Annotated in this window: 21 protein-coding genes; 8 read left to right on the forward strand and 13 right to left on the reverse strand. The window is 59.7% G+C overall.

The window, feature by feature from the left end:
- Nucleotides 1-232: 232 nt before the first annotated feature.
- A complete protein-coding gene (gene tsaD / locus ACIOYV_RS31465) occupies nucleotides 233-1,258 on the forward strand; it encodes a tRNA (adenosine(37)-N6)-threonylcarbamoyltransferase complex transferase subunit TsaD (RefSeq protein ID WP_401330130.1) in 1,026 nt (341 codons plus the stop codon).
- A 23-nt stretch (nucleotides 1,259-1,281) separates the two neighbouring features.
- Here the strand turns inward: tsaD and plsY are convergent, their stop codons facing one another.
- The gene (gene plsY / locus ACIOYV_RS31470) at nucleotides 1,282-1,851 is read right to left on the reverse strand and encodes a glycerol-3-phosphate 1-O-acyltransferase PlsY (protein WP_054044148.1); all 570 of its coding nucleotides are present in this window, start codon (nucleotides 1,849-1,851) and stop codon (nucleotides 1,282-1,284) included.
- Nucleotides 1,852-1,925: 74 nt separating this feature from the next.
- Here plsY and folB point away from each other — a divergent pair, with 74 nt between their 5' ends.
- Entirely contained in the window at nucleotides 1,926-2,282 is a 357-nt protein-coding gene (gene folB / locus ACIOYV_RS31475) for a dihydroneopterin aldolase (protein WP_008051601.1), read from the forward strand.
- The gene (gene folK, locus ACIOYV_RS31480) at nucleotides 2,273-2,791 is read left to right on the forward strand and encodes a 2-amino-4-hydroxy-6-hydroxymethyldihydropteridine diphosphokinase (RefSeq protein ID WP_401330135.1); all 519 of its coding nucleotides are present in this window, start codon (nucleotides 2,273-2,275) and stop codon (nucleotides 2,789-2,791) included. Before folB ends, folK begins: the two co-directional genes overlap by 10 nt.
- A gap of 85 nt (nucleotides 2,792-2,876) precedes the next feature.
- Here folK and ACIOYV_RS31485 read toward each other — a convergent pair whose 3' ends face one another.
- From ACIOYV_RS31485 to ACIOYV_RS31535, 11 genes are all read right to left on the reverse strand, one after another.
- Nucleotides 2,877-4,106 (reverse strand): multifunctional CCA addition/repair protein, encoded by a 1,230-nt coding sequence (locus ACIOYV_RS31485; RefSeq protein ID WP_401330138.1) that lies wholly within the window; start codon nucleotides 4,104-4,106, stop codon nucleotides 2,877-2,879.
- 63 nt (nucleotides 4,107-4,169) lie between these two features.
- A complete protein-coding gene (locus tag ACIOYV_RS31490) occupies nucleotides 4,170-5,732 on the reverse strand; it encodes a SpoVR family protein (protein ID WP_054044145.1) in 1,563 nt (520 codons plus the stop codon).
- Entirely contained in the window at nucleotides 5,729-7,000 is a 1,272-nt protein-coding gene (locus ACIOYV_RS31495) for a YeaH/YhbH family protein (protein WP_054616829.1), read from the reverse strand. The genes ACIOYV_RS31490 and ACIOYV_RS31495 overlap by 4 nt, the downstream gene beginning before the upstream one ends.
- A gap of 202 nt (nucleotides 7,001-7,202) precedes the next feature.
- A complete protein-coding gene (locus tag ACIOYV_RS31500) occupies nucleotides 7,203-9,125 on the reverse strand; it encodes a PrkA family serine protein kinase (protein WP_054044143.1) in 1,923 nt (640 codons plus the stop codon).
- A gap of 296 nt (nucleotides 9,126-9,421) precedes the next feature.
- Nucleotides 9,422-9,751 (reverse strand): thiosulfate sulfurtransferase GlpE, encoded by a 330-nt coding sequence (gene glpE, locus ACIOYV_RS31505; RefSeq protein WP_054044142.1) that lies wholly within the window; start codon nucleotides 9,749-9,751, stop codon nucleotides 9,422-9,424.
- A gap of 33 nt (nucleotides 9,752-9,784) precedes the next feature.
- The gene (locus ACIOYV_RS31510) at nucleotides 9,785-10,666 is read right to left on the reverse strand and encodes a symmetrical bis(5'-nucleosyl)-tetraphosphatase (RefSeq protein WP_401330142.1); all 882 of its coding nucleotides are present in this window, start codon (nucleotides 10,664-10,666) and stop codon (nucleotides 9,785-9,787) included.
- On the reverse strand, nucleotides 10,666-11,046 hold the full coding sequence (gene apaG, locus ACIOYV_RS31515; RefSeq protein ID WP_054044140.1) for a Co2+/Mg2+ efflux protein ApaG: 381 nt from the start codon (nucleotides 11,044-11,046) through the stop codon (nucleotides 10,666-10,668). Before apaG ends, ACIOYV_RS31510 begins: the two co-directional genes overlap by 1 nt.
- A 123-nt stretch (nucleotides 11,047-11,169) precedes the next feature.
- Nucleotides 11,170-11,988, reverse strand: coding sequence for a 16S rRNA (adenine(1518)-N(6)/adenine(1519)-N(6))-dimethyltransferase RsmA (gene rsmA, locus ACIOYV_RS31520; protein WP_401330146.1), 819 nt, complete (start codon nucleotides 11,986-11,988; stop codon nucleotides 11,170-11,172).
- The gene (pdxA, locus tag ACIOYV_RS31525) at nucleotides 11,985-12,974 is read right to left on the reverse strand and encodes a 4-hydroxythreonine-4-phosphate dehydrogenase PdxA (RefSeq protein ID WP_401330149.1); all 990 of its coding nucleotides are present in this window, start codon (nucleotides 12,972-12,974) and stop codon (nucleotides 11,985-11,987) included. The genes rsmA and pdxA overlap by 4 nt, the downstream gene beginning before the upstream one ends.
- On the reverse strand, nucleotides 12,971-14,287 hold the full coding sequence (gene surA, locus ACIOYV_RS31530; protein WP_054616825.1) for a peptidylprolyl isomerase SurA: 1,317 nt from the start codon (nucleotides 14,285-14,287) through the stop codon (nucleotides 12,971-12,973). Before surA ends, pdxA begins: the two co-directional genes overlap by 4 nt.
- Nucleotides 14,268-17,069 (reverse strand): LPS-assembly protein LptD, encoded by a 2,802-nt coding sequence (locus ACIOYV_RS31535; RefSeq protein ID WP_401330152.1) that lies wholly within the window; start codon nucleotides 17,067-17,069, stop codon nucleotides 14,268-14,270. Before ACIOYV_RS31535 ends, surA begins: the two co-directional genes overlap by 20 nt.
- Before the next feature lie 130 nt (nucleotides 17,070-17,199).
- Here ACIOYV_RS31535 and ACIOYV_RS31540 point away from each other — a divergent pair, with 130 nt between their 5' ends.
- Genes ACIOYV_RS31540 through ACIOYV_RS31550 form a run of 3 tightly spaced genes read left to right on the forward strand, consistent with a single transcriptional unit; the run spans nucleotide 17,200 to nucleotide 19,656 of the window.
- Nucleotides 17,200-18,219, forward strand: coding sequence for an aminoglycoside phosphotransferase family protein (locus ACIOYV_RS31540; protein WP_401330155.1), 1,020 nt, complete (start codon nucleotides 17,200-17,202; stop codon nucleotides 18,217-18,219).
- Nucleotides 18,216-18,887: an N-acetylmuramate alpha-1-phosphate uridylyltransferase MurU gene (murU, locus tag ACIOYV_RS31545; RefSeq protein ID WP_401330158.1), complete on the forward strand. Its 672-nt coding sequence runs from the start codon at nucleotides 18,216-18,218 to the stop codon at nucleotides 18,885-18,887. Before ACIOYV_RS31540 ends, murU begins: the two co-directional genes overlap by 4 nt.
- 1 nt (nucleotide 18,888) lies before the next feature.
- Nucleotides 18,889-19,656: a TerB family tellurite resistance protein gene (locus ACIOYV_RS31550; RefSeq protein ID WP_054044133.1), complete on the forward strand. Its 768-nt coding sequence runs from the start codon at nucleotides 18,889-18,891 to the stop codon at nucleotides 19,654-19,656.
- A 114-nt stretch (nucleotides 19,657-19,770) separates the two neighbouring features.
- On the opposite strand, the gene ACIOYV_RS31555 is transcribed toward ACIOYV_RS31550, so the two are convergent.
- Entirely contained in the window at nucleotides 19,771-20,763 is a 993-nt protein-coding gene (locus ACIOYV_RS31555; protein ID WP_401330162.1) for an alpha/beta hydrolase family protein, read from the reverse strand.
- A gap of 73 nt (nucleotides 20,764-20,836) precedes the next feature.
- Here ACIOYV_RS31555 and ACIOYV_RS31560 point away from each other — a divergent pair, with 73 nt between their 5' ends.
- Entirely contained in the window at nucleotides 20,837-23,233 is a 2,397-nt protein-coding gene (locus tag ACIOYV_RS31560) for a PAS domain S-box protein (protein ID WP_401330164.1), read from the forward strand.
- Nucleotides 23,234-23,372: 139 nt separating this feature from the next.
- Complete coding sequence (locus ACIOYV_RS31565) at nucleotides 23,373-24,002, forward strand: response regulator transcription factor (protein WP_003210977.1); 630 nt, start codon at nucleotides 23,373-23,375, stop codon at nucleotides 24,000-24,002.
- Nucleotides 24,003-24,014: the final 12 nt, after the last annotated feature.

The raw sequence follows: 24,014 nt of genomic DNA on the forward strand, positions 1-24,014 counted from the left end.
GGGTTCGTTCTCTTTTACTTTTACGGCTGGCATCCAGAGCTACCTTCATTCATTACCGGGGTCAACATCCTCGCGGCAAAAGAGCACTTGAAGACGTCGGTTTTTAAGGGTTGCGGATGTTAACTCCTCATCGACCGGAATGCAAAGCCTCTGATCGAAAACCGCTAGTCGGGGCATCCCATGGCGACTATTATGCGCGCCTTCGAATCTAGCCTAAACAAGGCGCAAACCCATGCTAGTACTGGGATTAGAAACCTCCTGCGACGAAACCGGTGTCGCATTATATGACAGTGAACGCGGCTTGCTGGCCGACGCGCTGTTCAGCCAGATCGACCTGCATCGCGCCTATGGCGGTGTGGTGCCGGAGCTGGCCTCGCGTGATCACGTCAAACGTATGCTGCCCTTGATTCGTCAGGTGTTGGCGGAAGCTGGCTGCGTGCCGACCGAGATCGACGCCATCGCTTATACCGCCGGCCCCGGCCTGGTTGGGGCGCTGCTGGTGGGGGCTTCCTGCGCCCAGGCGCTGGCCTTTGCCTGGGGCATTCCGGCCCTCGGCGTGCACCACATGGAAGGTCACTTGCTGGCGCCGATGCTGGAGTCGCAACCGCCGGAATTCCCGTTCGTCGCTTTGTTGGTGTCGGGCGGTCATACGCAGCTGGTTCAGGTCGACGGGATCGGCCAATACACGTTGTTGGGCGAGACCCTCGACGATGCCGCCGGTGAAGCGTTCGACAAGACCGCGAAGATGATGGGCCTCAATTATCCGGGTGGTCCGGAAATCGCGCGCCTGGCGGAGCAAGGGGTTGCAGGGCGTTTCACGTTCCCGCGCCCGATGTGCGACCGTCCGGGCCTGGCTTTCAGCTTCAGCGGCTTGAAAACCTTTGCCCTGAACACCTGGCAGCAATGCGTCAGCGCCGGGGACGACAGCGAGCAAGCCCGTTGCGACATCTCGCTGGCGTTCCAGCAAGCCGTGGTGGAGACTTTGACCATCAAGTGCAAGCGCGCCCTGAAAGCGGCCGGCATGAAGCGTCTGGTGATTGCTGGGGGCGTTAGCGCCAACAAGGCTTTGCGCACTTCACTGGAAAAAATGCTCGGTGACATGAAGGGCGACGTGTTTTATGCGCGTCCCGAGTTCTGCACCGATAACGGCGCGATGATTGCGTTTGCCGGTTGTCAGCGTTTGCAGGCGGGTCAGCACGAAAGCCTTGCGATCAGCGTGCAGGCGCGCTGGCCGATGGAGCAGTTGACCGCGCTGTAATGAGCGGCGCTCATGTGCGGTATTTAAAAATGCCGTTCGCGCCCTGCAAACAGGTCGCGTAGATTGCCGCGATGCCGCCAGACGATCAGCGCCGTGAGCGCGCTCATGGGTAGCAATGCCGCTGGCTCTTGCCAGGCGAGCAATGGCAGGGTCAGCGGTGTCGCGATCAGCGCCGCCAGTGAGCTGGTGCGGGTCAGGTAGAACGTCAGCAGCCAGGCGCAGACCGCCAGCAAGGCCGCTGGCGGGTACAGGCCCAGCAACATGCCGGCGGCGGTGGCGACACCTTTGCCGCCGCGAAAGCGGAAGTAAATTGGGAACAGGTGGCCGATGACGGCATAAACGCCGATCCAGGCCTGTTCTTGTAGCGAAAGGCCGGCAACAGCGGCGATCAGTACGGGTAACAAGCCTTTGCACAGGTCGCCGAGCAAGGTCAGGACGGCGAGTTTCTTGCCGACCAGGCGCAACATGTTGGTGGCGCCGGCATTGCCCGAGCCACTCATTCGCGGATCCGGGTTACCGGTCAGGCGGCTGAGCAAAATGGCGAAGGACAGAGAGCCGAGCAGGTAGGCGAAGGTCGCCAATAACCAAAACATGCTAACTATTCCGGGCGAGGACGCCCTGATTCTAACGGCGCATTGCGCCCTTGTCGTGCAGCGGAGAAAAGTGCTTGGACAGAGTGTTTATCGAGGGCCTGGAAGTTGACACCGTGATTGGTGCCTATGACTGGGAACGAGGCATCCGCCAATGTCTGCGACTGGACCTGAGCTTCGCCTGGGACAATCGCCCGGCAGCGGCTGGCGATGACCTGACCCTGGCGCTCGATTATGCGAGCGTTTCGTCGCGTATCCAGGCGTTCGCCGAGCAGGCGCAGTTTCAACTGGTCGAGACCTTTGCCGAACGTTTGGTTGAAGTGTTGATGAGCGAATTCAAAATCACCTGGATGCGCCTCAAACTGACCAAGCCGGGTGCTGTGCCGGCGGCCACCGGTGGCGTGGGCGTGGAGATCGAGCGCGGATGTCGCTGACTCAGGTTTACCTCGGGCTCGGTAGCAATATCGAGCGCGAAGCCCATTTGCAGGCTGGCCTGGAAGCCCTGGCAGGTTTTCTGGTGGATATCCGCTGCTCGGCGGTGTTTGAAAGCCAGCCGGTGGGGATCAAGAGTGGTCCGTTCTTCAATTTCGTGGTGTCGGCATTCACTGACCTGCCACTGGTGGAACTCGATCGGCGGCTGAAATTCATCGAGGCGGACAACGGCCGTTACGCGCCGGATCGCAAGGGTTTGCCTCTGGATATCGACGTGTTGTTGTTCGGTGATCTGGTGGGCAACTTCGATGGATTGATCCTGCCCCGGGCAGAAATCCTGAAAAATGCCTTCGTGCTGTGGCCGTTGTCGCTGATTGCGCCGGACAGAGTGCATCCGGGCGTAGGCAAAAGCTTTGCGACCTTGTGGGCTGAAGCACAGATTGATCAGGTGTTGGCGCCAGTGGCGTTTGAGTGGCGTGGGGAGCAGTTGACCCCTTCGAGTTTGTTGTGAGGCGGATGACGCCTTCGCGGGCAAGCCTCGCTCCTACAGGATGTTCGCTGATCCCTGTAGGAGCGAGGCTTGCCCGCGAAGCTTTTCAGGCAGGCGCCGATTCTTTATAGGCCTTCAACGCCTTAAGCCGCTCCCGCTTGATCGCCTCACCCAGCTCCGGCCCTTTAAAACCCTTCTCCAGCAACGGCTGCACGGCAACGCCTCGTGCCGCTGAAGCCGCCCCGCGCAAATAATCCGCCTGTGGATAACTTCGTTGCTCCAGCCCCTTGCGCCCGCGGGCATCCATCTCACACGCCGCAATAAACTCCTCAAACCGCTGCGGTCGCCGATAGACGTCAAAACTCTGCAGCAACTCCAGCAACGTCGACGGCTTCAGCTCCAGGGCTCGGTGTCCGTGGGTGTGATATTGGCCGACCAGCAATGCCAGTTCCTGACAATCCTTCGGCGCCTTGAACCGTTCGTTGACCGCTTTGATCAGCTTCAGCCCCTTGTGCTCATGGGCAATGTGTCGCGGCCATTCCTCCTCGGGTGTCAGGCCTTTACCCAAGTCATGCAGCAAACACGCCCAGCGCACTGTTAGCGGTTGTTTGTGCAGCGCCGCTTGTTCCAGCACGCTCAAGGTGTGCACGCCGGTATCGATTTCCGGGTGATGGGCTTCCGGTTGCGGGACGCCGAACAGCGCGTCGACCTCTGGCATCAGCACTTTGAGTGCGCCGCACGCACGCAGGACTTCGATGAAGACCTGTGGCTGATCTTCCATCAGGGCGCGGGAAATTTCCTTCCAGCTGCGTTCAGCGGTTAGGGCCTCCAGTTCGCCGGAGTCGCTGAGCTGACGCATCAGCTCCAGAGTCTCCGGTGCGACGGTGAAACCCAGCGTTGCATAACGCGCGGCGAAGCGCGCAACACGCAGCACCCGGAGCGGATCTTCGGCGAACGCGGGGGAAACGTGGCGAAGAATGCGCGCTTCGAGATCGCGTTGACCATGGTAAGGGTCGGTCAGGTTCTGTTGATCATCCTCGGCCATGGCGTTGATCGTCAGGTCGCGGCGGATCAAGTCTTCTTCGAGAGTGACTTCAGGGCTGGCGTGGAAGGTGAAGCCGCCGTAACCGCGTCCGCTTTTGCGTTCGGTCCGGGCCAGGGCGTATTCCTCACCGCTTTTTGGGTGAAGAAACACCGGGAAGTCCGAGCCCACCGGGCGAAAACCCTTGGCGAGCATTTCTTCGGTGGTGGCGCCTACCACGACCCAGTCGATATCGGTGACAGGCTTGCCCAGCAGGCGATCGCGTACGGCGCCGCCAACTTTATAAATCTGCATAAAAAACCTCCGTTAGCTCGACAGAATAACCGTTGCGTCGAACTTCCGGAGGCAGAAACCAAATCAAAGGTGAATGACAGCCAAGTCGAGCCGGCCGTAATCCCCCTCGGCGTGTTCACTTCTGGGCGGTACGTGATGGACTTTCATCACCTGGTCGCCTTGCAGGGTTTCCAAGTGGATGTCGAAGCCCCACAGCCGATGCAGGTGCTTGAGCACTTCCTCGGTAGATTCTCCCAGTGGCTTGCGGTCGTGTTGCTGATGACGCAAGGTCAATGAACGGTCGCCACGTCGATCAATGCTGTAGATCTGCACGTTGGGTTCGCGATTGCCCAGGTTGTACTGGGCCGCCAGGGTTTCACGGATGGTCCGGTAGCCGGGCTCGTCGTGAATGGCGGGGACCAGTAGGTCATCCTTCTGATCGTCATCGAGAATGCTGAACAGCTTCAGGTCGCGAATCACCTGAGGCGACAGGTACTGCAGGATGAAACTCTCATCCTTGAAGCTGCTCATCGCGAACTTGATGGTCGACAACCAATCGGTGCCGGCGATTTCCGGGAACCAGCGGTAATCCTCTTCCGTTGGGTGCTCGCACATGCGCCGGATGTCCCGGTACATCGCAAAGCCCAGGGCGTAGGGGTTGATGCCGCTGTAGTAAGGGCTGTCGAAGCCTGGTTGCATGACGACGCTGGTGTGGGACGTCAGGAACTCCATCATGAAGCCGTCGGTGACCAGGCCTTCGTCGTACAGGTCGTTCATCAGCGTGTAGTGCCAGAACGTCGCCCAACCTTCGTTCATCACCTGGGTCTGGCGTTGCGGGTAGAAATACTGTGCGATCTTGCGCACGATTCGCACGATTTCCCGCTGCCAAGGCTCCAGCAGCGGCGCGTGTTTTTCGATGAAGTACAGGATGTTTTCCTGCGGTTCGGCGGGGAAGCGTGCATTGTCCTTGTCGCTGTACTTGTCCGCACCTTTTGGAATGGTGCGCCACAGGTCGTTGATCTGTTTCTGCAGATGCTCTTCCCGATCCTTCTGCCGACGACGTTCTTCTTCGGCCGAAATCGGATATGGACGTTTGTAACGGTCAACGCCGTAGTTCATCAGCGCGTGGCAGGAGTCGAGCAAGTCTTCCACCGCGTCGATGCCGTGGCGCTCTTCGCACTGCATGATGTACTGCTTGGCGAACACCAGGTAATCGATGATCGAACTGGCGTCGGTCCAGGTGCGGAACAGGTAATTGCCCTTGAAGAAGCTGTTGTGGCCATAGCAGGCATGCGCCACTACCAGCGCCTGCATGCAGATGGTGTTCTCTTCCATCAGGTAGGCGATGCACGGGTCAGAGTTGATGACGATCTCGTAAGCCAGGCCCATCTGCCCGCGGGTGTAGGATTTTTCGGTGCTGAGGAAGTGTTTGCCGTAGGACCAATGGTGATAACCCAGGGGCATACCGACGGAGGCGTAGGCGTCCATCATCTGCTCGGCGGTGATCACTTCGATCTGGTTGGGGTACGTATCCAGGGCATAACGGGCCGCCAGGCGACTGATTTCCTTGTCATAAGCCTGGATCAGCTCGAATGTCCATTCGGAGCCGGTGGAAATGGGTTGGCGCTTCTGCTCTTTGGCGGTCATGTCACTAACCTGCGCTGGAAGAGTTCACGGAAGACCGGATAGATATCCCCGGCCGAGACCAGTTGCTGCTGGGCAAAAGTGTCAGAGAAGGCTTCGGCGATGCGTTCGTATTCGAACCACAATGCCTGGTGTTCGCGTGGGGTGATCTCAACGTAAGTGTAGTACTGCACAAACGGCATGATCTGGTTGATCAGGATGTCGCGGCAGATCGGCGAGTCGTCGTTCCAGTTGTCGCCGTCGGAAGCCTGGGCCGCGTAGATGTTCCATTCGTTGCTCGGATAACGCTCGGCCATGATCTCCTGCATCAGTTTCAAGGCGCTGGAAACGATGGTGCCGCCGGTTTCCCGTGAGTAGAAAAACTCTTCCTCGTCCACTTCGCGGGCGCTGGTGTGGTGGCGGATGAACACGACGTCAATCTTGTCGTAGTTACGCTTGAGAAACAGGTACAGCAAGATGAAGAAGCGCTTGGCGATGTCCTTGGTCGCCTGGGTCATCGAGCCGGATACGTCCATCAGGCAGAACATCACCGCTTTGGAGCTGGGGTTGGGCTGCTTGATGAGCAAGTTGTACTTGAGGTCGAAGGTGTCGAGGAATGGCACACGGTGAATTCGCGCGCTGAGTTTCTCGATTTCCGCTTCGATTTCCTGGATATCGCCGAAGTTGTCCGGTTCTTCCCGTTTAAGTCGGGCCAGTTCTTCCTTGGCGTCCCGCAGCCGCGCACGGCTGCTGCCGGACAGGGCGATGCGCCGGGCGTGGGCTGAGCGCAGGGTGCGGATGATGTTGATCCGCGACGGGTTGCCCTCGTTGCTGATGCCCGCACGAACGGTCTTGAAGGTGTCGGTACCGGTCAGGTTGCGTTTGACCAGGTTCGGCAGTTCGAGGTCCTCGAACATGAATTCGAGGAATTCCTCCTGAGTGATCTGGAAGACAAACTCATCCATCCCTTCGCCAGAGTTGCCGGCCTTGCCGGGACCTCTGCCGCCACCACCTCCGGGTGGCCGGGCAATGTGCTCGCCGCTGGTGAATTCCTTGTTGCCGGGGTGCACGACGGTCTGCTTGCCACCGCGGCCGTGGTGAAGCACCGGCTCGTCGATGTCACGGCCGGGAATGCTGATTTGTTCGCCATGTTCCATATCGGTAATGGAACGCCGGCTGACCGCCTCTTCGACGGCCTTTTTGATGTGATCACGGTAACGCCGCAGGAACCGCTGGCGGTTCACCGTGCTCTTGTTCTTGCCATTGAGACGTCGGTCGATCACATAGCTCATGACTGCTCCTTAGAAGCTGTCCTGAAAGGGGCGAGCGGTTTTGCAGCATCGACCGAGCGAAGGGATGATCACGCTCCCCCAAGCGCTTATGGATGCTGCATGAACCTCGTTACCGACTTTCGAACACCTTCCAGAGGTCTGTGTAACAGAAAAACCGTGCACAGGCCCCTGGCTGACGACAACCGGTCTGACCGGCAGCGGGTTACTGTGATTTTCTGACCCGCAGATACCACTCGGACAGCAGTCGTACCTGTTTGTCGGTGTAGCCGCGCTCGACCATCCTTGTGACGAAGTCGTTGTGCTTCTGTTGGTCCTCTTTGCTGGCCTTGGCATTGAAGCTGATGACCGGCAGCAGGTCCTCGGTGTTGGAGAACATTTTCTTCTCGATGACCACCCGCAGTTTTTCGTAGCTGAGCCAGGTCGGGTTCTTGCCGTTGTTGTTGGCCCGGGCGCGCAGTACGAAGTTGACGATTTCGTTGCGGAAATCCTTCGGATTGCTGATACCGGCCGGTTTTTCGATTTTCTCCAGTTCTTCGTTCAGGGCTACGCGGTTGAGGATTTCGCCGGTTTCCGGGTCGCGGTATTCCTGGTCCTGGATCCAGAAGTCGGCGTACAGCACGTAGCGATCGAAGATGTTCTGGCCGTACTCGCTGTAAGACTCGAGGTAGGCGGTCTGGATTTCCTTGCCGATGAACTCGATATAACGCGGCGCCAGGTATTCCTTGAGGAAACGCAGGTAGCGTTCGCGGGTCTCGGCCTGGAATTGTTCCTGTTCGATCTGTTGTTCCAGCACGTAGAGCAGGTGCACCGGGTTGGCGGCGATTTCGTGCGGGTCGAAGTTGAAGACCTTCGACAAGATCTTGAACGCGAACCGGGTCGACAGACCGTTCATGCCTTCATCCACGCCGGCGTTATCGCGGTATTCCTGGATCGACTTGGCTTTCGGATCGGTGTCCTTGAGATTCTCGCCGTCATACACGCGCATCTTGGAGTAGATGTTCGAGTTTTCCGGCTCTTTGAGACGCGAGAGCACGGTGAACTGGGCGAGCATTTTCAAGGTGTCGGGCGCGCAATGAGCCTTGGCCAACGAGCTGTTGAACAGCAGTTTGTCGTAGATCTTCACTTCGTCACTGACCCGCAGGCAGTACGGCACTTTGACGATGTAGATCCGGTCGATGAACGCTTCGTTGTTCTTGTTGTTGCGGAAGGTGTGCCACTCCGATTCGTTGGAGTGAGCCAGCAGGATCCCGGTGAACGGAATCGCGCCCAGGCCTTCGGTACTGTTGTAGTTGCCTTCCTGGGTGGCCGTCAGCAATGGGTGCAGCACCTTGATCGGCGCCTTGAACATTTCGACGAATTCCATCAGGCCCTGGTTGGCCCGGCACAGAGCACCCGAGTAGCTGTAGGCGTCGGCGTCATTTTGCGGGAATTCTTCCAGTTTGCGGATATCGACCTTACCCACCAGTGCCGAGATGTCCTGGTTGTTTTCATCTCCAGGTTCGGTCTTGGCCACGGCGATCTGGTTGAGGATCGACGGATAGAGTTTCACCACCCGGAATTGACTGATGTCGCCGCCAAATTCGGCCAGGCGTTTGGTCGCCCATGGCGACATGATGGTGTTCACGTAACGCCGTGGAATGCCGAAGTCTTCCTCGAGGATCGCGCCATCTTCAGTGGCGTTGAACAGACCCAGGGGCGATTCGAATACCGGGGAGCCCTTGATCGCGTAGAAGGGCACTTTCTCGATCAGCTGTTTGAGCTTCTCGGCCAGGGATGACTTACCGCCGCCGACGGGGCCGAGCAGGTAGAGAATTTGTTTCTTCTCTTCCAGGCCTTGGGCTGCGTGGCGGAAATACGACACGATCTGGTCGATGCATTCTTCCATCCCGTGGAAGTCTTCAAAGGCCGGATAGCGGCGGATCACCTTGTTGGAAAAGATTCGCGACAGTCTCGAGTTGGCCGAGGTGTCGAGCAGCTCCGGTTCTCCGATGGCCAGCAGCAAACGCTCGGCGGCGGAAACGTAGGCGCTGCGGTCCTTTTTACACAGCTCCAGATACTCTTGTAGTGAGAGTTCTTCCTGGCGTGTGGACTCGAAGCGTTGTTGGAAGTGGCTAAAGATACTCATGACGTCACCTCGCTCGATACGTGGAGCCGACGCCGGATCATTCAGTCGATGCTGGCAGCCACTGGATATGCAGTCGCTGTTTACCCCCCAGAACTCTTTCGGAGCTGACTCCCCCGAAAGCTACTCCCGATGACCCGCGCGCCGGTGTACCGGCTCTCCCCTGTTTTGGATGGCCTGCGCTTAAGGATAGTTGCTTATTCAGGAGGTAAAGGCGAGATACGTAATTAGTTGTGGCAGACCGTTCGTCTGCCACCGCGCGAGCCCACGGGGGCCGGGGCTTGCACGTTACAAAAAAATTATTCGGAAGTGCCTTGCGCAGTTTCCGCGGGATAAGTCGTGCGCCACAGCTCAAAACCGCCATCCATGCTGTAGACGTCGGAGAAGCCCTGGCTGATCAGGTACGCCGCCGCGCTCTGGCTGGAGTTGCCGTGATAGCAGACCACGACCGTCGGTGCGTCCAGGTCTGCGGCCCGGATGAAATCCGAGATGGAAACGTTGTCCAGATGCTTGGAGCCTGCGATGTGCAGCGCGGCGTAAGTTTGCGGATCGCGGACATCGACGACCACTGCGCCTTGTTCGCGCAGGGCCTGGGCCTGTTCTGGGGGGATACGTTTGAATTCGCTCATGGCGGGCTCCTGTGGCTCGGCTGAAAGCGCAGTCTAGCGCTGGGCGCTGGCTGACGTTTGTTCGGGAGTAAGTGGGGCGACTGACGGCTGGGCGTGGCCCTGTTCATCGCATTTGCAACTGAGGCGCTCAAGGGTGTCGACGTTCATCAGTGTCATGGCGCCGCCCCAGACACAACCGGTGTCGAGGGCGAAGATGCCGGGCTCGTCGCATTTGCCTTCAAGGGCTGCCCAATGGCCGAAGATGATCTTCAGGCCTTTGGTCTTGCGCTCCTTGTACTTGAACCATGGGGCGTAACCCGGTGGCGCGGTGTCGACGCCTTCCTTGCCCTTGAGGTCGAGCTTGCCTTCGCTGGTGCAGAAGCGCATGCGGGTAAAATAGTTGGTGATCACCCGCAGTCGATCGACGCCGGTGAGGTCACTGTTCCACTTGGTCGGCTCGTTGCCGTACATGCCATCCAGATATGGTGGGAACAGGTTGTCGTCACGCAGGGCGGCTTCGACTTCGCCGGCGCACTTCAAGGCTTTGCGCAGCGACCATTGTGGCGGTATGCCTGCATGGACCAAGGCGATATCGCGCTGTTCGTCGTAGTGCATGAGTTTTTGCTGACGCAGCCACTCCAGCAGTTCCGCACGATCAGGCGCTTCGAGGATTTCGCGCAGGGTGTCGTTTTTCTTCAGGCGTTCGATGTTGTGCCCGGCCGCCAGCAAGTGCAGATCGTGGTTGCCGAGCACGCACACCAGCGATTCGCGGATGCTGTAGAGGAAGCGCAGGGTTTCCAGTGACTGCGGCCCGCGGTTGACCAGATCGCCCACGACCCAGAGTGTGTCCTGGGCAGGGTCGAAGGCTACTTGCTTGAGCAGGCATTGCAGCGGTTCGAGGCAGCCTTGCAGGTCGCCGACGGCATACGTCGCCATCAGTGCAGGGCTCCGGGCACCGCCAGACGGAACGGCGCGATCACGGCATCGAAATGCTTGCCGTCGTCGGCGATCATTTCGTAGGTGCCTTGCATGGTGCCGACCCGGGTGGTCATCACCGTGCCGCTGCTGTAGGTGTGGTTTTCACCGGCCTGGATCAGCGGCTGCAAACCCACGACGCCAGCACCGCGAACCTCTTCCACGTGACCGTCACCGTCGGTGATCACCCAGTGCCGTGACAACAGTTTGGCCGGTAGCTCGCCATTGTTGTGCACGGTGATGGTGTAGGCGAAGGCAAAGCGGTTGTGCTCGGGTTGCGATTGTTCTGCCAGATAGCGAGTGACGACGCTGACGTCGACCTGATAACGAGGATCGGACATGCAAGAGGCCTTAAAAACGATGCGAGACGCGGGGCGTAGCTGATGGGATTCAGTCTAGGCCAAGTATCGGGTAGTAAACCAGACATCGCGTCTGGCGTCCTACCCGATCACGCTCATCGGTTGTCAGTCGGCGGCGGGAGCCTGCAGGACTTGTTCGCTGAGCTTGTCGGCCAGGCGCACGAAAGCGGCCAGGTCGAGCTGCTCGGGACGCAGGCTGCCATCGACACCGGCGGCTTCGATCTCGTCGTTGCTCAGCAGCAACTTGAGGGTGTTGCGCAGGGTCTTGCGGCGCTGGTTGAAGGCTTCGCGCACGACGCGCTCCAGCAGCTTGTGGTCCTTGGCCGGGTGCGGCAGTACGTCGTGGGGCGCCAGGCGGACGATGGCCGAGTCGACTTTCGGCGGCGGATTGAACGCCCCCGGGCCGACGTTGAACAGATGCTCGACCCGGCAATGGTACTGAACCATGATCGACAAGCGACCCCAGTCACCACCGCCAGGGCCCGCCGCCAGTCGCTCGACCACTTCCTTTTGCAGCATGAAGTGCATGTCACGAATGATGCCGGCGTTGTTCAGCAGGTGAAAAATCAGCGGCGTAGAGATGTTGTACGGCAGGTTACCGACCACACGCAGGCTGTTCGGCGCGGCATTCAGGCTGTTGAAGTCGAACTTCAGCGCGTCACCCTGGTGCAGGTTGAAATTGCTCTTGTCGGCGAATTGCTGGTTGAGGATCGGGATCAGGTCCTTGTCCAGTTCAACCACGTCCAGTTGCGCGCCGCTGTTGAGCAGGCCTTGAGTCAATGCGCCCTGGCCCGGGCCGATTTCCAGCAGGTGGTCTTCGGGCTTGGCCCGAATGGCGCGCAGAATGCGGTCGATAACGCCGGCATCGTGCAGGAAGTTCTGGCCAAAGCGTTTGCGCGCCTTGTGTTGGTAATGCTCGGTCATAAACGGGTCTCGGCCATCTGGTAGGCGGTTTCCAGGGCGACTTGCAGGCTGCCGGTGTCGATTTTGCCGCTACCGGCCAGGTCCAGGGCTGTGCCGTGGTCCACCGATGTACGGATGATCGGCAAGCCGAGGGTCACGTTGACTGCCGCGCCGAAGCCTTTGTATTTCAGCACCGGCAGGCCCTGGTCGTGGTACATCGCCAGCACTGCGTCGCAGTGCTCCAGATATTTGGGGGTAAACAGAGTGTCGGCGGGCAGGGGGCCACGCAGGTCCATGCCTTCGCCGCGCAGACGCTCTAAGGTGGGTTCGATGATGTCAATTTCTTCATGGCCCAGGTGTCCGCCTTCACCGGCGTGGGGGTTGAGCCCACAGACCAGGATGCATGGCTGAGCAATGCCGAATTTTTCTTGCAGGTCGGTGTGCAGAATCCGCGTCACCCGCTCCAGCCGCTCCGGAGTGATTGCATCGGCAATCTCGCGAAGGGGCAGGTGAGTGGTGACCAAGGCCACACGCAATCCGCGCGTGGCGAGCATCATCACCACTTGTGCGGTATGGGTCAGGTCGGCGAGAAATTCCGTGTGCCCGGAAAAGGCGATCCCGGATTCATTGATCACGCCCTTGTGAACCGGCGCGGTGATCATCCCGGCGAAATCCCCGTCCATGCAGCCTTGACCGGCACGGGTCAGGGTTTCCAGGACGAACGCCGCATTGGCCTTGTCCAGTTGCCCGGCGGTGACCTTGGCGTTGAGCGGGGTATCCCAGACGTAAAGACTGTTGGCCGGTGCAGGAACATCCGGCCAGTTGTCCGGGGTGACCGACAACAGGTCGACGACCACGCCCAGCTGCGCGGCCCGCTCGTTGAGCAGGTCGCGGCTGGTAATGGCAATCAGGGGGTGTGGCTGGGCTTGCGAGGCGAGCAGCAGGCACAGGTCAGGACCTATGCCGGCCGGTTCGCCGGGTGTCAGCGCGAAACGCTTGGGTTTCACTGCGCTGCCTGGTCTGCACCAGGGAGTTTGATCTCTACGTACGCTTCGTCACGGATCTGACGCAACCAGGTTTGCAGCTCTTCGTCGTATTTGCGGTTACGCAGTACGGTCATCGCTTGCTGCTCACGGGCCTGGGTGGTGCTGTCAGTGGCGCGGCGGCCAAGGACTTCCAGGACGTGCCAGCCATATTGGGTCTTGAACGGCTTGGACAGCTGACCTTGTGGGGTTCTGGCCATCACTTCGCGGAACTCAGGCACCAACGCGTTCGGGTCGATCCAGTTCAGATCGCCGCCGTTGAGGGCGGAACCCGGATCTTCCGAGAAGCTTTTCGCCAGCTCGCCAAAATCTTCGCCCGCTTCGATACGGGTGTAGAGCGATTGAGCCAGGGCCTTGGTTTTTTCTTCGTCGCGAATCGGGCTTGGTTTGACCAGGATGTGACGTACATGCACTTCGTCACGCATCTGGGTCTCGCCGCCACGCTTCTCGAGGATCTTCAGAATAATGAAGCCGCCCGGGGTGCGCATTGGCTGGGTGATATCGCCAACAGCCATGGTGCTCAGCATGCGATCGAACGGAGGTGGCAATTGGGCCGCTTTGCGGAAGCCCATATCGCCGCCTTCAAGCGCGGTTTCGCTGGCGGATTTGGCGATTGCCAACTGAGCGAAGTCAGCGCCTTGCTTGAGTTGCTGATAAACCGCATCCGCTTGTTTGGCTGCAGCCTGAATCGCGTCGGAGTTGGCGCTTTCCGGCGTAGGAATCAGGATGTTGGCCAGACGGAATTCTTCGGACAGCTGCATTTTGCCCAGGTCGGAAGCCAGGAAGTTCTTCACTTCCTGCTCGGACACCTGGATGCGCTCGGCCACACGACGCTGGCGCACACGGCTGATGATCATCTCGCGACGGATCTGGTCACGTGCGTCGTCGTAAGACAGACCATCGTGAGCCAGGGCGGCGCGGAATTGATCGATCGACATGTTATTGCGCTGGGCAATGGTGCCGACGGCCTGGTTCAGTTCTTCATCGGTAATGCGGATGCCGGAACGTTCGCCGATCTGCAATTGCAGGTTTTCGACGATCAGGCGCTCCAGTACCTGCTGATCCAGCACGCTGGTCGGCGGTACGGCAGCGCCGCGTTTGGCGATGGTTTGCTGAACTTCGTGGACCCGTTGGTCCAGTTGGCTCTGCATGACCACGTCGTTGTCGACGATCGCCACTACTTTATCGATGGACTGTACCGCGGCGTTAGCCGCGGTACCCAGGAACAGCGCGCCCAGCACTAGCGGGCGCAGACAATCAGAAAGCTTGGTCTTCACGTTCACGATAACCTTGAATGCCTTTGTCGAGGAAGCTCTCTACTTTGGCGCCGGTGAGGCCGCCGAGTCCCTTCAGAACAATTTGGAGGAAGACGCCATGGTCGCCTTTTTCGTTTTGCTGGACGTCTTGACTGGTTTCGTCATAAGCCACCCAGTAACGGTTGATCAGGCGCAGTTTCCAGCAGCAGTTGTCGTACTCGAAACCACCGAAGGCTTCCAGGGTCCGGTTGCGGTTGTAGTCATACTGCCAGCGGCTGATGGCGTTCCATTGCGGCACGATCGGCCAGATTACCGAGAAGTCGTGCTGTTGAATTTTGTAGTAATCCTTCACGAAACCAGGCTGGCCTTCAACACCCAGGTCGCCGCCGCCTACAGTCCATTTACCAGTGTTCTGGTCGAAGCGGACCTGATCATTGCGATAGCGATAACCGGCGTTGATGACCTTGTTCGGGTTGTCTTCAGGCTGGTAGTGGAACATCGCGCTACCCGAACGCGGACTGCGGCTGTCCGGATCCCAGTTGTAGTCGGCCGTGGTGCGCCAATCGCGGTTCCAGCGATATTCGTATTCCAGTGCGTAAGGCGAAACCTTGGACCTTGCGTCGTCGCGATCCTTGACGTCGATACCTGGCAGCTGGACTTCACGATTCTTGAAGTACACCGCTTGGCCGACGCTGATGCGTTGACGCTCGAAACCGTCGTCTTCGATCCAGCGGTTGGTCACGCCCAGGGACAGCTTGTTCTCGTCACCGACGCGGTCGGAGCCAGAGAAGCGGTTGTCACGGAACAGTGACGCGTAGTTGAACGTGTACTCGCTGGTATCGAACACCGGAATGTCGGCCTGGTCTTTCTCAGGCACATAGAGATAGTACAGGCGAGGTTCCAGGGTCTGGCGATAGTTCTTGCCGAACCATTGGGTATTGCGATCGAAATACAGTCCGCTGTCGATGCTGGCGATGGGTACGCCACGGTTCTGGTTGCGATCGTAGGTGCCGTTCAGACGGTCGCCTTCAGCACCTTGAGCAGCAATCTGGCTTTTGCCAGTGCCATCCAGGTCCAGGTCATACTGTGTGTATTGATACTTGAGCGTTGGCTTCAGGAAGCCATACGTCCAGTTCAATGGCAGGCTGACGGCCGGTGCCAGGTTGAGGCGGTCACCGGTGGCGCGGGCCAGGCCTTGAATGTTGTTGTCCAGGCGAGGAGTGATGTTGCCGTCTTCGTCGCTGAAGTTGCCGTTTTCCAGATCCCGGTCAAACCGCACGAGTTCGGTGTTGTACGAGAAATTCAGACCGTTTGGATGATACGGCAGCGCACCATTGAAGGTGATCTGCGGCAAGCGGTTGTACGGCGTGATGTTCGAAACGGTTGCCAGCTGATAAGCCTGGGCATTTACCGCAGCGGTGTAGTTATCGCCACGGTACGTGACGGAACCCTGCTGATTTACGTAATCGGCACTTTTCACGCCAATCTGGTCAGTCTGCAGATCCTGGAAGTAATACGGATCGCTGATCTTGGTGTAATCGACCTGCGTGAGCACACGCGAGTCGAGGCCACCCTTGTGCTGCCAGTTGTACATGTAGCGGGTTTTTTCGTAGTCGGTCTGCTTGCTGCGATCGGTATTGTCGTCGTTGAGGTACGCGGCGCCGAACTGACCTTCGCTGGACTTGGTCAGGTAACGGAACTCGCCTTCCATCAACAAGCCACGCTTGCTCATGTAGCGCGGGTACAACGTGGCGTCGTAGTTCGGTGCCAGGTTGAAGTAGTACGGCGTGACCAGCAGGAAGCCGGTATCGCTGCCCGTGCCGATGGTCGGCGGCAGGAAACCGGATTGGCGACGGTCGTCGATCGGGAAGTAGATGTACGGCGTGTACAGGACCGGAATGTCCTTGACTCGCAGCGTCACGTTGGTCGCGGTACCGAAACCGGTGGCCGGGTTCAAGGTGATGTTGTTGCCCTTGAGCTGCCAGGCATTGCTGTTCGGCTCGCACGTGGTGTACGTACCATCCTTGAGGCGGATGATCGCGTTTTCGGCACGTTTGGCGTACAGCGCGTTACCGCGGATACGGGATTTGTGCATCACGTATTCGGCGTTATCAACCTTGGCTTCACCTGTGTCGAGTTGCACTTCTGCGTGGTCGCCCACGATCAGCGCGCCATTGTCGCGAACCCGGACGTTGCCGTTCAGTTCGCCACGGCTCTCGGCCTGGTACAGGCTCGCTTCGTCGGCTTCGACCTGCATGCTGCCTTGGCGCATGACGACGTCACCGGCCAGCGTGCCGACCTGATCTTCGGTGTTATAGCGGGAAGCCTTCGCGCCGATAAAGGTCGGAGCGTCACTTTTATTCGTCTTGTCATTCATGCCAGGACGAATTGGTTCGATATAGGAACCAGAGCAGTAAGGACCGGTTTCGGCCAACTGCGCAGCAGTGAGGTTCTCACGCGGAACCCAGTCGAGGTGACTGTAGTCTGCGCTACGCGACTTCAGGCCGCGGCCCTTGGACTCGGTGACGAGCACAGGCTTGGCGCCAGTGTCTTCACTGGAGCCGTTCTGGGCCGGAGCTTCGCCGTTCGCGGTGACTGTTGCGCTGCCGTCATGGACGGGTCGCGGCGGCAATGCAGCTGCCGGCGACTTGGGCGCACAGTCCCAGGCACCCGAAGCAGAGACTGAGCAGTCATACTGTTCCGCGGCGACCACGTAGGAAGTGGCTAGGGGTTGCAGGGCCAGCAGACTGCCGGTAACCAACAACGGAAATTTTTTACGAAACGCGGGGGATTTCAATGCCATCTTATTAGTCCGGGCTTCCTGCGTGCCATCTGCCCGCGGTGTGGGCCGCACGCCTCTCGATGGTCTGAAAAAGATGCTGGATAATAAAGCATGACCCGCTTGACGGCTAGCGCCGTCGGAGACCCTTGTAATGCCTGACCAAGATGTACGCTTGCAACACCTGAAAGTTTGGCTCGACGAGCAGTTGGCGACCCTCTTTGCCGAGCAAGGCTGGGGCGCCGTTCCCCCGGCCACGTTGACCGCGGCCAGTAGCGACGCGAGTTTTCGGCGCTATTTCCGCTGGGAAGGCGAGGGCAGAAGTTTTGTCGTGATGGACGCTCCGCCGCCCCAGGAAAACTGCAAACCCTTCGTGGATATCGCTTTTCTGCTGGCGAAATCAGGAATAAATGTTCCGAAAATTTATGCCGAAGACCTCGAACGCGGTTTTCTTTTGCTCAATGACCTGGGCAACAAGACCTATCTGGACGTGATCGACAGCGAAAATGCCGACGATTTGTTCAAGGATGCCCTACAGGCACTGTTGGCATTTCAACAATTGCCAATGGTGGCGCCGTTGCCGAGTTATGACGTGGCATTGCTGCGCCGCGAACTGGAACTGTTTCCCGAGTGGTACGTGAAGCATGAGCTGGGCATCGAGTTTGACGCCGCACAGCAAATGCTCTGGCAGCAGGTCACTGAACTGTTGATCGACAGCGCCCTGGCTCAGCCAAAAGTACTGGTGCACCGCGACTACATGCCGCGCAACCTGATGCTCAGCGAGCCGAATCCCGGCGTGCTGGATTTCCAGGACGCGGTCTATGGCCCGGTGACCTATGACGTGACGTGCCTGTTCAAGGATGCGTTCCTCAGCTGGCCCGAAGAACGTGTGTTCGCCTGGCTGCAGGATTACTGGCAGCAGGCCGGCGCACTGGGCATCCCGGTTCAGCCTGACTTCGACGAGTTTCACCGTGCCAGCGATCTGATGGGCGTGCAGCGTCACCTGAAAGTGATCGGCATCTTCGCGCGCATCTGTCATCGCGACGGCAAACCGCGCTACCTCGCCGACGTGCCGCGTTTCTTTGCTTATATAGACGCGGTGATTGCCCGTCGTCCCGAGTTGGCCGAGCTGGATGTGTTGTTGGCCAGTCTGCGTGCTGGAGCCAATGCATGAAGGCAATGATTCTGGCTGCGGGCAAAGGCGAACGCATGCGTCCGCTGACCCTGACCACGCCAAAACCGCTGGTGCGTGCCGGCGGTGTGCCGTTGATCGAGTATCACCTGCGCGCCCTGGCGGCCGCCGGGTTTACCGAAATCGTGATCAACCACGCCTGGCTCGGTCAGCAGATCGAAGACTACTTGGGCGATGGCTCGCGGTACGGCGTCAGCATTCAGTATTCGCCGGAAGGTGAACCGCTGGAAACTGGTGGCGGGATCTTCCGCGCGTTGCCGTTGCTGGGGGACGAGGCGTTTGTGGTGGTCAACGGTGATATCTGGACCGATTACGACTTCAACGCCCTGCGCCAACCGATTGCCGGCCTGGTTCACCTGGTACTGGTGGACAACCCGGCCCATCACCCGGCCGGGGATTTCATCCTGGTCGATGGCCAGGTGCGCGATGGCGAACCCGATGCCAAGACCCTGACCTACAGCGGCATCGCCGTGCTGCACCCGAAGCTGTTCGAGGGTTGCACGGCGGGCGCATTCAAACTGGCGCCACTGTTTCGCAAGGCCATGGCCGTCGGGCAGGTGTCGGGTGAACGCCTGGACGGGCATTGGGTGGATGTGGGTACTTACGAGCGCCTGGCCGAAGCCGAAACTCTGATAGAAGCGAGCCGCTGACATGTTGTGGCCAGGGACTCTGATCGGAGCCGGAGCAGGTTTTGCCATAGCCAGCATTCCGGGGGCCATGCTCGGCGCATTGTTGGGGCAGGCGCTGGATAGGCGCCTGCAATTGCAGAGCTGGGCGCATTTGCGCGAAAAACTCGGCGGCCGACCGGTGTTGCGCAACGATGAACTGTTGTTCGTGTTGCTCGGCCGGTTGGCCAAGTGCGATGGGCGCGTGGTGGATGGACACATTCAGCAGGCCCGTCAGGAGATGCGCTCACTGGAAATGACCGAGTCGGCACAACGTCGCGCGATTGCCGCGTTCAATCGTGGAAAAACCGGGCACGACCGCTTGCGTGGCTATCTGCGGCGCCTGAGTGCGCAGCCCCATGCTGCCGAAGGCGTGCTGCGTGCCTGTTGGCGAATGGTCTGGGCCGACGGTCGTGCAGGGGCCAGTGAACGTGACTTGCTGGCGCAATGGGGCAAATGGCTGGGCTGGACGCCGCAACAGGTGCTGGCGTTGGCGCATGACTATGAACCGCAGAAACGCCCGCAAGTCAGCAGCGCCGTGACTTATCAGGACGCCATGCGGCTACTGGGAGTGTCGGCTACCAGCGAGCCGGCGCAGATCAAACGGGCGTATCGGCGTCTGCTCAGTCGTCATCACCCGGACAAGATCGCCGGTTCCGGGGCGACGGCGATGCAGGTGCGGGAAGCGACGGACAAGACCCGTGAGTTGCACAACGCTTATACGTTGATCAAGGAGCGGCGGGATTTTCGTTAGCAGCATCAGATGTGTTGTCAGTGATGACGCTTTCGCGGGCAAGCCTCGCTCCTACAGGGTTGGTGGTGACCTTGTAGGAGCGAGGCTTGCCCGCGAAAGGGGCGACTCGGTCCATCACTCCGCCACAGGCTGCGGATTCAACCACCCACGCACCCGGCGAAACAATTGCTCTTGCTCAGCCTGGGCATTGCCCGGCAATGCCTTGAGCGATACCTGGCTGAACGCTGAAGTCTTCAAGCGCTTGCTGGCCTGCATGCGTTCCAGCGCTGCGCTGCGATCCAGCGGCTTGTCCTTATAGAAGAGGTCGGCAGTCGGCAACTTCAAGGTTGGCGTCAATTCAGCCAGCGGTGGTTGGACCGTCAACGGCGTCTGCGCCGCGACCATCACGAATTTCTCCACTTGCGACGGCTGCCTCTCGCTCAGGTAGCGCGCGGCCCAGTAAGCCCCGGTGCCATGCCCGAGCACAACAATACGCCGCGCACTTTGCTGTTCGGCATAGGCGATGGCGGCATCGATGCGCGCGAAAATGCGCTCGGCGTCAGCCTTGGACTGTTCTTCATTCGTTTCCACGACCGCTTTGTCGGCGATGTCCGATTCACCGCTGGCCGCCTGCTCGATGGGCGTCGCGGTGGTCGAGTCTTTGCTGCCGGTGTCAGGGGCTTTGATCGTCGGCGGGACTTCCACGACGCGTGGCGCAATGGCATCGCTTTGCAGGTCCGGCAAGGTGATACTCAGGCTGCTCCACTCGGCGTCCGGCAGTTTGTTGCGCAAAGGGCTGATTGCTTGCGGCCAGTCAACGGTCTCGCCAGCGCCGGGGATGATAATCACCGCGCCCCTGGGGTCTGCGGTGTTGGCCGGTTTCCACAGAGCGAGAAACGTATCGGCCCCGGCCTGAAGCTGTTGCTGTTCCTGGGCAGGGATTTTTCGCTCAAGTGCTGTCGCTTCTTCCTGACTACGCTCAAGCAGCGGCTGACGTTCCACCGGTTTTGTTTCTGCGGCTTTTTCGGTAGAAGCAGGTGCAGGGTCGGCGGCCTCGACGGAAAAGGCGCAAGGCAGGAGCAGCGACAGGCACAATGCTGGCAGTGCCAGGCGGGAGACAGGGGGCATCGGATATTCCAGGCCAGAAGTTATTCCGGCAGCCTAATGGGTTGGTCAGTATTTGTCAGTGTGTGAGACTTCAATGATGCGTTTTCGCTGCCTGTGGGTTATCGGCTGTTTGTGGTTTCCCTTGATGGGCTGGGCGGCGCCCGCGCCCCCGGCGCATGTTGCACAGTTGTCGGCGGCCCAGCAGCAATGGCTGGCCGAGCATGGCGAATTGCGCGTCGGCGTTGTATTGCAGGCGCCCTATGCGCAATACGATCGGCGCTTGCAGCGCTTGTCCGGGGTCAATGTCGAGCTGATGAAGTGGCTGGCCAAGGCGCTCAAGGTCGAGCTCAGCTGGCGCAACTTCCCCGACGTGGAACAACTGGAAGCGGCGGTGCGCGAAGGTGAAGTCGATATCGCTCCCGGGCTGACCCAGACTCCTGGCGGGCTGCGGCTCTGGCAGTTCTCCGATCCGTACATGCGCGTGCCGCAACTGGTGGTCAGTGACCAGAAGGGCGCCGGTGTGGTGGAGCTGGAAAAACTCGACAGCCAGACCCGCGTCGCCGTGCGCATGCCCAGCGTCATCGCCGATTACCTGCGCAGCAACTTTCCCCATCTGAATCTGCAAGGCGTGCCGATCGAGCGTCAGGCGTTGCAGTTGCTGTTGAGTCAACAGGCCGGTTACGCGGTGGTCGACGAGGCGCAACTCGGGCGTTTGTCCGCCGAGCCGGAGTTCGCCGGGCTGGTGGTCGTGGGCGACATTGGCTTGCCGCAACTGCTGCGGGTCGCCACGCGTCGGGACTGGCCGGAGCTGGCCGGCATCGTCGAAAGTGCGTTGCGGGCGATCCCGGCCAAGGACCTGGAACAGCTGCACAACCAATGGCTGCAACCCAAATACCCACGGTTATCTGAATCGCCGGGATTCTGGCAAAACCTTTGCCTGCTGTTGGCGGTGTTGTTGCTGAGCAGCATGGCCATCGTGTTCTGGCAGCGGCGCCAGCAACACAGCCTGGAGCAACGTTTGCTGGCGGCGCGGGAGGACATTGCACTGCGCGAAGCGAGCGAAGAAGCCCTGCGCCTGACCCAGTTTTCCATCGATCAGAGCACCGTCGGCATCCTGTGGGTCAACTGGGACAGCCACGTGCGCTACGCCAACCGTGCCGCCGAAACCATGCTCGGCTATCCGTCCGGCGGGATTATCGACCGCCCGTTGATCGACTTCGAACCTGGCCTGCACATGGACCGCTGGCTGAGCCTGTGGAAACGCGCGCGGGCCAGCGAGGAGGGGCCGCAAAGTTTCGAAACCAATTGTGTGCGGGCCGACGGCAGCATCCTGCCAGCGGATGTTTCGTTGAGCTTCCTGCGGTTTCGCGACGGCGAATACCTGGTGGTTTACCTCAACGACGTCACCGAACGCCGCCGTGCCCTGGCCGCGTTGCAGGAAAGCGAGGCGCGACTGCAAGGGATCGCCGCCAACGTTCCGGGATTGGTCTTTCGTCTGGAGCGGGCGCCGGTGACCGGGCAGATCGATTTTGCCTACATCAGCGAAGGCAGCGAGAGCCTGGTCGGTTACTCACCGGCGACTTTGGCCCATCGGGATAAAGGACTACGAAGTCTGGTGCATCCGGACGACAAGGCCAGTTATCACCAGACCCAGGATCATGCGCTGGACACTGACAGCGACTGGTCGTGGCAAGGGCGGATCCTGACCCGTTCGGGTGAACAGCGCTGGGCCGAGATCAAGGCCATCACTCGAAGGCTGGAGGATGGCGCGTATGTCTGGGACGGGATTGTCTGGGACATCAGCGAGAGCAAGCGCATCGAGCTGGAACTGGCCAGCTCCCGGGAGCAATTGCGCGAGTTGTCGGCGCATCTGGAGAGTGTGCGGGAAGAGGAAAAGGCCCGCATCGCCCGGGAAGTCCACGATGAACTGGGGCAGATGTTGACTGTGTTGAAACTGGAAACCTCCATGTGCGAATTGGCCTACGCCCAGCTCGACCCAGGTTTGAACGAGCGCTTGAACAGCATGAAGCGACTGATCGCCCAGCTGTTCCAACTGGTGCGGGATGTGGCCACGGCGCTGCGGCCACCGATTCTCGATGCAGGGATCGCCTCGGCCATCGAATGGCAGGCCCGGCGTTTCGAGGCGCGTACGCAGATTCCATGCCTGGTGCAGGTGCCGGAGAATCTGCCGGTGCTCAGCGATGCCAAGGCGATTGGCTTGTTCCGCATCCTTCAGGAAGCGCTGACCAATGTCATGCGCCATGCCCAGGCGCATACTGTCGAACTGACCCTGGCGCTGGAAGGCGACGAGTTGTGTCTGACGGTGAGTGATGATGGCGTAGGATTTGTCGCCACTACCGGTCGGCCGACGTCGTTTGGCGTGGTAGGCATGCGTGAGCGGGTGTTGATCATGGGCGGGCAGTTGTCACTTGAGAGTGAGCCGGGGGAGGGCACGACGCTGAGTGTGCGAGTGCCTGTGGATGAGGCTTGATGGTTTTGTGTCTTTGCTGACGTCATCGCGAGCAAGCTCGCTCCCACAAGGGATTTGGGTTGAGATATCGATCTCTGGTGCACCCCGATCAATGTGGGAGCGAGCTTGCTCGCGATAGATTTTCTATCTGGAGAACAACGTGATCCGTGTACTGGTAGCCGAAGACCACACCATCGTCCGCGAAGGCATCAAGCAATTGATCGGCCTGGCCAAGGACTTGCTGGTGGTGGGGGAGGCGAGCAATGGCGAGCAGTTGCTCGAAACCTTGCGTCATGTGCCCTGCGAAGTGGTGCTGTTGGACATTTCCATGCCCGGGGTCAACGGTCTGGAGGCGATCCCACGGATTCGCGCGTTGAACAATCCGCCAGCGATCCTGGTGTTGTCGATGCACGACGAAGCGCAAATGGCCGCGCGCGCATTGAAGGTTGGCGCGGCGGGCTATGCGACCAAGGACAGTGATCCGGCGCTGTTGCTGACGGCGATCCGCAAAGTCGCGGCGGGCGGGCGCTACATCGACCCAGACCTGGCCGATCGCATGGTCTTCGAAGTTGGCCTGACCGATTCGCGGCCATTGCACTCATTGCTCTCGGAGCGCGAGTTCTCGGTGTTCGAACGCCTGGCCCAGGGCGCCAACGTCAACGACATCGCCCAGCAACTGGCCCTGAGCAGCAAAACCATCAGCACCCACAAGGCGCGGCTGATGCAGAAGCTCAACATCACCTCCCTGGCGGAACTGGTGAAATACGCGATGGAGCACAAACTTCTCTAATAAAGAACGCGA

The organism is Pseudomonas sp. NPDC087342 (assembly GCF_044744265.1).
Lineage (GTDB): Bacteria > Pseudomonadota > Gammaproteobacteria > Pseudomonadales > Pseudomonadaceae > Aquipseudomonas > Aquipseudomonas nunensis.

What these genes read in the sequence shown, in the direction of transcription:
- ACIOYV_RS31540 (WP_401330155.1), top strand. Translation starts at nt 17,200, where the DNA reads ATGCCTGACCAAGATGTACGCTTGCAACACCTGAAAGTTTGGCTCGAC.
- murU (WP_401330158.1), top strand. Translation starts at nt 18,216, where the DNA reads ATGAAGGCAATGATTCTGGCTGCGGGCAAAGGCGAACGCATGCGTCCG.
- rsmA (WP_401330146.1), bottom strand. Translation starts at nt 11,988, where the DNA reads ATGACCGAGCATTACCAACACAAGGCGCGCAAACGCTTTGGCCAGAAC.
- ACIOYV_RS31495 (WP_054616829.1), bottom strand. Translation starts at nt 7,000, where the DNA reads ATGAGCTATGTGATCGACCGACGTCTCAATGGCAAGAACAAGAGCACG.
- ACIOYV_RS31555 (WP_401330162.1), bottom strand. Translation starts at nt 20,763, where the DNA reads ATGCCCCCTGTCTCCCGCCTGGCACTGCCAGCATTGTGCCTGTCGCTG.
- ACIOYV_RS31485 (WP_401330138.1), bottom strand. Translation starts at nt 4,106, where the DNA reads ATGCAGATTTATAAAGTTGGCGGCGCCGTACGCGATCGCCTGCTGGGC.
- folK (WP_401330135.1), top strand. Translation starts at nt 2,273, where the DNA reads ATGTCGCTGACTCAGGTTTACCTCGGGCTCGGTAGCAATATCGAGCGC.
- ACIOYV_RS31550 (WP_054044133.1), top strand. Translation starts at nt 18,889, where the DNA reads ATGTTGTGGCCAGGGACTCTGATCGGAGCCGGAGCAGGTTTTGCCATA.
- plsY (WP_054044148.1), bottom strand. Translation starts at nt 1,851, where the DNA reads ATGTTTTGGTTATTGGCGACCTTCGCCTACCTGCTCGGCTCTCTGTCC.
- ACIOYV_RS31510 (WP_401330142.1), bottom strand. Translation starts at nt 10,666, where the DNA reads ATGGCGACGTATGCCGTCGGCGACCTGCAAGGCTGCCTCGAACCGCTG.
- ACIOYV_RS31500 (WP_054044143.1), bottom strand. Translation starts at nt 9,125, where the DNA reads ATGAGTATCTTTAGCCACTTCCAACAACGCTTCGAGTCCACACGCCAG.
- ACIOYV_RS31560 (WP_401330164.1), top strand. Translation starts at nt 20,837, where the DNA reads ATGATGCGTTTTCGCTGCCTGTGGGTTATCGGCTGTTTGTGGTTTCCC.
- apaG (WP_054044140.1), bottom strand. Translation starts at nt 11,046, where the DNA reads ATGTCCGATCCTCGTTATCAGGTCGACGTCAGCGTCGTCACTCGCTAT.
- glpE (WP_054044142.1), bottom strand. Translation starts at nt 9,751, where the DNA reads ATGAGCGAATTCAAACGTATCCCCCCAGAACAGGCCCAGGCCCTGCGC.
- tsaD (WP_401330130.1), top strand. Translation starts at nt 233, where the DNA reads ATGCTAGTACTGGGATTAGAAACCTCCTGCGACGAAACCGGTGTCGCA.
- ACIOYV_RS31535 (WP_401330152.1), bottom strand. Translation starts at nt 17,069, where the DNA reads ATGGCATTGAAATCCCCCGCGTTTCGTAAAAAATTTCCGTTGTTGGTT.
- ACIOYV_RS31490 (WP_054044145.1), bottom strand. Translation starts at nt 5,732, where the DNA reads ATGACCGCCAAAGAGCAGAAGCGCCAACCCATTTCCACCGGCTCCGAA.